The 8,780-nt window shown below is 39.9% G+C and carries 8 protein-coding genes; 3 read left to right on the top strand and 5 right to left on the bottom strand.

The genetic code is table 11. The annotated features are described in order from the left end of the window. Window positions 1–528 precede the first annotated feature (528 nt). From QZ562_RS08860 to galE, 3 genes are all read left to right on the top strand, one after another. Window positions 529–2,031, top strand: coding sequence for a peptide MFS transporter (locus QZ562_RS08860; protein ID WP_293759249.1), 1,503 nt, complete (start codon window positions 529–531; stop codon window positions 2,029–2,031). 95 nt (window positions 2,032–2,126) lie between these two features. Continuing rightward, window positions 2,127–2,432, top strand: a complete 306-nt coding sequence (locus QZ562_RS08855; protein ID WP_293759248.1) for a DUF6170 family protein — start codon at window positions 2,127–2,129, stop codon at window positions 2,430–2,432. A gap of 2 nt (window positions 2,433–2,434) precedes the next feature. Then, window positions 2,435–3,451 carry a UDP-glucose 4-epimerase GalE gene (galE, locus tag QZ562_RS08850; protein WP_293759247.1) on the top strand — a complete coding sequence of 339 codons (1,017 nt, stop codon included), beginning with the start codon at window positions 2,435–2,437 and terminating at the stop codon, window positions 3,449–3,451. 236 nt (window positions 3,452–3,687) lie between these two features. Here the strand turns inward: galE and QZ562_RS08845 are convergent, their stop codons facing one another. The 5 genes from QZ562_RS08845 to QZ562_RS08825 are packed head-to-tail and all read right to left on the bottom strand — an operon-like array spanning window position 3,688 to window position 8,780. Continuing rightward, window positions 3,688–4,452, bottom strand: a complete 765-nt coding sequence (locus QZ562_RS08845; RefSeq protein ID WP_293759246.1) for a VacJ family lipoprotein — start codon at window positions 4,450–4,452, stop codon at window positions 3,688–3,690. After that, entirely contained in the window at window positions 4,452–5,750 is a 1,299-nt protein-coding gene (ccmI, locus tag QZ562_RS08840) for a c-type cytochrome biogenesis protein CcmI (protein WP_293759245.1), read from the bottom strand. The genes QZ562_RS08845 and ccmI overlap by 1 nt, the downstream gene beginning before the upstream one ends. Then, entirely contained in the window at window positions 5,747–6,208 is a 462-nt protein-coding gene (locus QZ562_RS08835; RefSeq protein ID WP_293759244.1) for a cytochrome c-type biogenesis protein, read from the bottom strand. Before QZ562_RS08835 ends, ccmI begins: the two co-directional genes overlap by 4 nt. After that, entirely contained in the window at window positions 6,205–6,777 is a 573-nt protein-coding gene (locus QZ562_RS08830) for a redoxin family protein (protein ID WP_293759242.1), read from the bottom strand. The genes QZ562_RS08835 and QZ562_RS08830 overlap by 4 nt, the downstream gene beginning before the upstream one ends. Next, window positions 6,774–8,780 (bottom strand): heme lyase CcmF/NrfE family subunit, encoded by a 2,007-nt coding sequence (locus QZ562_RS08825; RefSeq protein WP_293759240.1) that lies wholly within the window; start codon window positions 8,778–8,780, stop codon window positions 6,774–6,776. Before QZ562_RS08825 ends, QZ562_RS08830 begins: the two co-directional genes overlap by 4 nt.

Raw genomic sequence — 8,780 nt, 5'->3', positions numbered from 1 at the left:
GGTTACTACAATGCTTGTCCATTTACTGATCATAACAAAGATAACTACCTGATGGCTAGCGAATTAATGTTAAAGCTTGTAGTCAAAATGTAAGCATAATGTTACTCAGTTATAAGCGATTGTTTTAGATAAACACGACTTGTTGCAAACGTTGCTTATGGATATTTCATGCACGTTTTTAATTTATTAAAAACCTTACGATATAAAATTAATCAAAACCGCACACAAACTTACGATCAAACACGTAAAGTAAAATTACTTTATATGTGTCATAAACATAGTAATGAATACAAAATGGCCACTAGTACAATTTGTTTTTAACGACAGAGTTGTTTTAATTTCTGTGCTCTAGTATAAACAATGCGTCCAAATGACAGACAACGTTAGGCCTATTCTCAATTCAGACCTCAAGATATTTTGGTTTGTGTTGATACAATATACCCATAAGATACTTTTGCCTTCAGGGAGGCTTTTATCATTGGGCACAGTCTAACTTGTCAAACATTATAAAAATAAAAGGCAGATTAAATGACAACTGAATCAGTTCAAACAAAAACGAAAGATTTCATGGGGCACCCAGGGGGACTTTCTACACTATTTCTGACAGAAATGTGGGAGCGTATGAGTTACTACGGCATGCGTGCCATGTTGGTGCTCTTTATGACGGCATCAATTCAAGAAGGTGGGTTAGCAATCACGGTTGCTTCGGCAACCGCGATTTATGGTTTATATACCGGTTCTGTGTATTTAATGGGCTTACCTGGTGGCTGGATGGCCGACCGTTTAATTGGCGGACAGCAAGCTGTTTGGTATGGCGGAATAATTATAATGTTTGGGCATATTGTGCTGGCAATCCCCAATGACTACACTTTTTTTATAGGGCTAATTTTAGTGGTGTTAGGCACGGGTTTGTTGAAACCCAATATTGGTGCCATGGTAGGACAACTTTATGCCAGTGATGACAACCGACGTGATAGTGGTTACACCCTATATTATTTAGGTATCAACCTAGGATCAGTTATAGGCTACGCAGTTTGTGGGTATTTACGCATTAACAATGGTTGGCATTGGGCTTTTGGTGCTGCGGCTGTGGGAATGGCTATAGGCTTAGTATTATATAAGTTAACCCTTAGCAAGTTAGACGGTGCAGGCGCTGAACCAACCGTTAAGTTGTCTCCAAAAGCGGCAAAAATTAGTTGGTCGATTATAGGTTTGTTTTTGCTCGCTGTTGTAGTGGTTGCCTATATGCTGATGAACAATTTAATGGCATTCAATGCAGTTGTTGTTGCTCAAAAATTTGCCATTCTAGCGACTGTCTTATTTCTAGGTTATTTTGCTGCTATATTTTTTCTTGGTAACAATTCACCTAACGAAAAGCGTCAACTAGGGGCTTTATTTTTAGTGTGTATCGCGTCTATATTTTTCTGGACTGGTTTTGAACAGGCTGGTTCATCTTTGAATCTATTTGGGCAAAATTATACTGATAGAATTATTGGTACTTTTGAAATTCCGCCAGAGTGGCTACAATCTGCTAATTCCATGTTTATCGTTATTTTGTCGCCTTTTTTCGCAGCAATGTGGATAAACATGGCTAAAAGGATGATTACCCCGTCGTACGGATTAAAATGTGCTATTGGCTTAATTATTATGGCTTCAGGCTTTTTGGTGATGTTTTTTGCTGCACAAGTGGCTGCCACGGGTTTAAAGGTTGCTCCTTATTGGCTTATCGCTACTTACTTTTTGCATACTGTAGGTGAGCTTTGTTTGAGTCCGGTTGCATTATCAGCGGTCAGTAAATTGTCACCTAAACGCTTTGCTGGTCAGATGATGGGGGTGTTTGTACTCACTTACTCTATCGGTAACGTAGTTGCCGGCTTGCTAGCTGGAAACTTTGATCCTAATAAGGTCGAAGATATGCCTAATCTTTACTTACAAATCAGTTTATTTACTATTTCAATTGGTGCTGTCATCTTCTTATTTACATTCAAAACTAAGAAATGGGAAAAGCTTGCTGAACAGCCTAGTAACTAGTTTAAACAGGTATTAAAATCGACGCCCAACTAGGTCTGTTAACTTAGTTGGGTTTTTTATCATTACTTTTTCGTTATGAATAGGTCATTATTAATATGAAGTTGTATTTTTCGTCCAAACAAATCCCTCAATTGCGTGATTTATCTTTAACCGAAAGGCTGGCGGCAATGCAATTGGCTCAAAATAAACTCGTTGGACCTGAAAAATTATTACTGAATGTGTTAAAAATGTTAGTGGTGATCCCAGTGTTTACTTTTATAATTCAAACATCTACAAACTGGATGGCCATTGTTTGGGCTTTATTGGTCACGTTACTTTATCCTGCTGTAGTTAAACCAGTACAATACACCTTGTGCGCGAAGTATATCCCTCAATCACAATCTCATTCTCAAGGACGTTAACAATGCAAACCATTTTAGTAACGGGTGGAGCCGGATACATCGGTAGTCATACGGTGTTACAGCTTTTAGAAGCAGGTAATCAAGTAATAGTGCTCGACAACTTGTGCAACTCCTCACAAGAGTCACTCAGACGTGTCGAAGAACTCACGTGCAAAAGTACCATCTTTGTACAGGGTGATATTCGCGATCACACCATTTTAGAATTACTTTTTTCCAAACATAAAATTAATGCGGTCATTCATTTTGCTGGGTTAAAAGCCGTGGGTGAGTCGGTGTCAAAACCACTTAGTTATTATAATACCAATGTGCACGGTACTTTAGCGCTTTGCGAGGCCATGAATAAGTTTGGTGTTAAAAATCTAGTGTTTAGTTCGTCTGCCACTGTCTATGGCGATCCAGTTGAATTACCACTGCATGAAGACATGCCCACTGGTAAACCTACTAATCCATATGGTATGTCAAAGCTCATGGTTGAGTTGGTGTTACGTGACTTGTATAATTCTGATAACGAATGGAACATTGCTCTACTTCGATACTTCAACCCGGCTGGGGCACATCCATCAGGTCGCATTGGAGAAGATCCCAACGGTATACCAAATAATCTAATGCCTTTCATTACCCAAGTCGCTACAGGTAAGCGTGACAAATTATCTATCTATGGTAACGACTATGACACGCCTGATGGCACGGGTGTAAGGGACTATATTCATGTTGAGGATTTAGCTGCTGGTCACTTAAAAGCTCTTGATAAACTTTCAACAGGTTCAGGTATCGTGACTTATAATCTCGGCACAGGTCAGGGATATAGTGTACTGGATATGGTCAAAGAATTTGAAAAACAAAGCGGTAAAGCTATCCCCTATGAGTTTGTACCTCGCAGAGGTGGTGATGTCGCTTCTTGTTATGCCGATCCTAAAACAGCCAGCGATGCTCTGGGTTGGACAGCCATCAGAGGTCTCTCTGAAATGTGCAGAGACTCTTGGAATTGGCAAGCAAACAACCCGAACGGGTATAAATAGCCTAGAAAACAACATTTCTTTTGCATACTAAATATTAAACACTTCAACGTCGCACAACTGAATATGAGAATTAAGTTAAGACAAAATTATGCTTCTGCATGTTTGTCCTAACTTCTCATTTGTGCTTTGAACACTGATGGGCGTGTCTCACTTTCTTGAATAGTGAGTTTGTTTTTAAACTTGTCTGTTTTACTCACTACCCATTATTTGTATTTTCTGTGCTATTAGGTTGTGGGTTACAGGTTATCCAAAAACGCATCGATATCGTCTTCTAGTGCGGCTTCTTCTTCAGACTTCACTATTTTTCCGTCTAACACTTTAAATTTTAAGTTTTGAAAATAAGCACTTTTCACGAATGCATAAGGATCGGTAGAAGAACTTAACTGCTGCTCTTGTTGGATCACCGACGCTCGACCTTCCAATGCTTTAATGCCAACGCGTAAAAATCCCAAGTAAAAATTAAGGCCATCCATCGGAGAATAAGACGTATCAACAAAATCGCCTACCGAGCTACGCACGTCACTCGGTCCTAGTGCGGGTATCATCAAATAGGGACCTGTACCCACCCCCCATTTACCCAGTACTTCTCCAAATTCCTCTTCTTGAGTTTCTAATCCTATTTCACTGGCGATGTCAATTACGCCTAACAAACCCAAAGAAGAATTCAGCAAAAAACGTCCTAAGCTAATAAACGTACCATCCAACTTCCATTGCAATAAATTATTCAGACTATTGGAGGGTTCCTCTAAATTTTCTGCCATATTTAGTAAACCAGTACGCGCTATTTGTGGCATATAATCCACGTATGCGACAGCAGTCGGCCGAAGCACATATTCATCCAGAATTTCATAGTTAAAGTCCCACATAATGCGGTTAAATGACTCTAACGGGTCTTTAGGATCTTCATAACGCTGAGTTTGTTCGACCGTGCTTTTATGAGATGCACACCCACCGAGTAACATCAGCCCTAATACTAGTGTTAAAATATTGACCCTATTCATTACAGCTCCTTGTCTATCGTTATTGTTTCTTGTGTTAATTGGTTTGCGCGAAGAGTGGCTATCCATTCCCCTTGAAATTCACCTGTTGCCTGAGCCACATTTTCATCTATGGATACTCTGGCCACTAGCTTAGCTTGTTGAAGTTGCGACAAGGTATAATTCGCCATCATCGCATTTTTATCAGACAGCTCTACCACTACAGGAAAGTCACCCAATGGTATTTTTACCACCGCAGCTGGCATTCTCACTGCACCAGTACTTTCTTGAGCAAATACGAATAAAAAACCTTCTTTAGGCAATTTTTTCTGTAAATCGTCGTTAATATTAATCGTTATGGAGACTCGTGTTGAATTTAACTCTTCACTTAATTCTTCGTTTAACTCTTCATTTGACTCTTCATTTGTCAGACTAACCTGATTTTGAACCACTTGTTGATTACCCTGCTCTAACTCTACCTGTAATTGTAAAATCCTTTGATTGATAGCAATATAGTTGGGATCAGCTTGGGGTATAAAAGCAACTAATCGTTGCCAATTTTCAAGCGCTAATTGTTTATCACCTAACTCAGACGCGGCAATAGCTAAAACTCCCATGGCATTAGTATTATCGGGTTCTAAATAGAGTATGCGTAACAGCGCTTGCTTAGCCTGTAAAGCCTGTTCTTCTTGGCCAGTCATCAATAGTGCTTGAGCATAACTGGATAACGTACCCACGTTATTAGGATCAAATTTCAAAGACTTTTCAAATGCTTGAACAGCGCTATCCACTCTATTAAGGGCACCGGATACTCGACCTAACAACATCCAACCAGTCGCATCTTCTGGGGTATCAACTAATTTTGTTCTCAATCCTAAAGCAAACGTTTGTAAGTCATTTAAATCAAGATTTTCATCACCGTTAAGCATCCGCTGCCCAAGTTCACTTGTTTGCTGTTGCGCAAGTTGCCATTCTTGAACACTTTTAATTTGATTCGAATATAGATACACGCCTATACCTATCGATAAGCTCAACACTGCGCCCATTGAAATGGCTAACGTAACGCCGCTTTGTTTAACATCGCTGGTTTTTACTTCATCTAACAGGGCAATTTTTAATTCGTTTTCTGACTGTAATCTATCTGTCTCGCTCAACAAACCTTGCTGTTGCTCAACTTGTAGCTCTTTCAAACGCTGTTTAATCAGGCTTTTATTAGACAACGTGCTGACAGAATCGTCAGCGTTTTTCCTGAACCAAGGAAATAAAACAAACACTAGAAAGATAGCAGCACACAACGCCATCCCAAGATAAAAAAGACTCACTCTTCACGCTCCAAAATTGCTTGGGCTTTGGCTAGCTGCTCGTTATCCATCTCTGCAGGTTGACGCTTGCGAGTGATAACTACAGCCGCTAAGGCAACAAAAATAAACAATACAGGTAATAACCATAGCCAAATTGTCATAGAATTGACCGGTGGTTGGTAATACACAAAGTCACCATAGCGTTGTTTCATATAATCAATCACTTGGTCTCTGTCATAATCTTTTTGCAGCAACTCATAAACTTTGCGTCGCAAGTCCACCGCTATCATTGCATCAGAATCGGCAATATTTTGGTTCTGACATTTAGGGCAGCGTAATTCTTTGGTTAACTCTAAAAACAATGCACTTTTTTCAGGGGAATCAAGGTGAAATTTATCTTCTGTGGCTATCGCTACGTTGCTAAGACATGCAAACATAATAAGCATTAAGGGTAATAATGTGCTTATTAAACGATTCATTGTGCCACCAATTCATCGTACATATTTGCAAATTTACTCTTCCAAACCCGTGGATTAATATCACCAATATGGTGTAAACGTATCTTACCTTGTCGATCGATTAAGTATGTTTCTGGGGCGCCCGTCACTCCCAGATCCAAGGATAAATTTCGTTTTACATCAAAGATATTATAAGCATAAGGATTACCCAATTGATTAAGTTTGTCTGTTACTTCTTGCTGCACTCGCTCGACCGTCTTCACTCCAAAATCAGGATCAATGTCTTGATCATAATATAAGCCCACAATATGTTTGCCTTCATCTTGTAATTGCTTGAGATAAGGCAACTCGATAGCACATGTGATGCACCACACCCCCCAAACATTGAGTAAGGTCACTTCCCCAAGGAATACTTCCTGAGTGTATGTCTGCTCAATGTTCATCAAATCAGGTAACACAAATTCAGGCATCGGCTTTTCTAGCAAGCTAGATTGATGATCTCTAGGGTCAGAAAACAAGCCTTGATACAAAAATATGCTCAAACTCATAAACAGCCCTAGAGGGATTAGATAAAAAGCGATTTTTTTCAAGATGGCTGCTCCGTCAATGCTGAGCTTGGCTTCTTAGTCGTTTTTGCTTTTTCAACATTTTTTGCGGTTCGATAACGCTTATCACTGATAGATAACACCCCACCAAACGCCATAATAAATGTACCTAGCCATATCCAGTTAATAAAAGGTTTAACGTAGATACGTAGCGACCAATCACCATTATTAAGCTGTTCGCCCAACGCCACAAATAAATCTCGCGTTAAACCAGAATCTATTCCTGCTTCAGTCATGACGTTTCTTTGAACTGGATAAAAACGTTTTTCAGCAGCAAGTGACGCCACTTTTTTACCGTTTTGATACGCATCAACATGCCCAATATCCGCTGTGTAGTTAGGACCAGCAAATTCCGAAACACCTTTAAATACAAATTCATAGTTTTGTAGCGTGACCCTATCATCTACACCCATTCTTAAATTACGTTCCACACTGTAGGCACTCACTAATGCAATCCCGATAAGTGTCACGGCGAAACCGAGATGTCCAGACACCATACCCCAATGACTCGGTGTAAGCTTTTTAAGGCTTTGCAAAATAGTAAACTTGCCGGTGGCCAACTGGGGTTGAATGCGTTGACGAATTTCCATGATAGTCGTCGTCATGATCCAAAAACTCATAACTAAGCCTAACGCCGCCATATAGCTCGATTGCTCGAAACTGGCATTGACCAATATGCCAGCAGACAAACTTAAACCAAACGCAATCAATAATTGTTTATATAAAGCGTGTGCCGATTGGCTTTTCCAGCGTGACAATGGACCTATGCCCATAAACAACACAAATGGCACTATCAGATAAGTAAACATTTGATTAAAGAATGGTGCGCCAATAGAAATTGACCCTAAACCCAGTTCTTTGTGAACCAAAGGCAATAAGGTACCTAATAACACCACTAATGTGGCCGCAGTTAAAAACACATTATTACCAATCAATAATACTTCTCTTGAAAACAATTGGTATCTACCACTACCTTTGAGCTGAGGTGCTCTGTAAGCATACAATGCAAGTGATCCACCAATAATCACCACTAATAAACCAAGAATAAATAATCCACGGCTAGGGTCACTGGCAAATGAATGCACTGAAACCAACACACCTGAACGAACTAAAAACGTTCCTAGTAAGCTTAATGAAAATGCAGATATCGCTAATAAAACTGTCCAAGACTTAAATACTTTACGTTTTTCGGTAACGGCCAAACTGTGAATTAACGCAGTACCCACTAACCAGGGCATAAATGAGGCATTTTCGACTGGATCCCAAAACCACCAGCCACCCCAGCCAAGTTCGTAGTAAGCCCACCAACTGCCGAGTGAAATACCGACTGTCAAAAAAGACCATGCTGCAATGGTCCATGGCCTTGACCAGCGCGCCCAAGTAGAATCCAATTGTCCAGAGATTAGTGCCGCAAGCGCAAAGGCAAAAGCCACAGAAAATCCCACATACCCCATATACAACATAGGTGGATGTATAATCATACCAAAGTCTTGCAGTAGCGGATTTAGATCTTTGCCATCAATAGGGAAGAAAGGTAACAGACGATCGAATGGATTAGAGGTGAGCAACATAAACAAGTAAAAACCAATGCCTACCATGCCTAGAATAGACAACACTCTGGCAACCATTTTAATGGGAATAGCCTTACTAAAAAGTGCTACCGCCACAGTCCAAATAGAAAATATTAACACCCACAATAGAAATGAACCTTCATGCCCACCCCACACAGCGGTGATTTTGTAATAAATCGGCAAAGTACTGTTTGAAGTATTTGCTACATAAGCCAAACTAAAATCATCGGTAATAAAACCATGCGTTAGGCAGCCATATGCAAAAGCAGTAAATACGAACATGCCAATCGCCAATGGTTTTGCCATTGCCATCATTTGAGAATGATTTTTATAAGCACCCCACATAGGATAAATAGATAACAATATGCCCATCATCAGGGCCAGTATTAAAGCGAAATTACCTAGTTCAGCCAACAT

This window comes from uncultured Paraglaciecola sp., assembly GCF_913058035.1.
In the GTDB taxonomy this organism is placed as follows: domain Bacteria; phylum Pseudomonadota; class Gammaproteobacteria; order Enterobacterales; family Alteromonadaceae; genus Paraglaciecola.
Note: the sequence above shows the minus strand (reverse complement) of the source record. Positions and strands in the feature narration are given on the sequence as shown.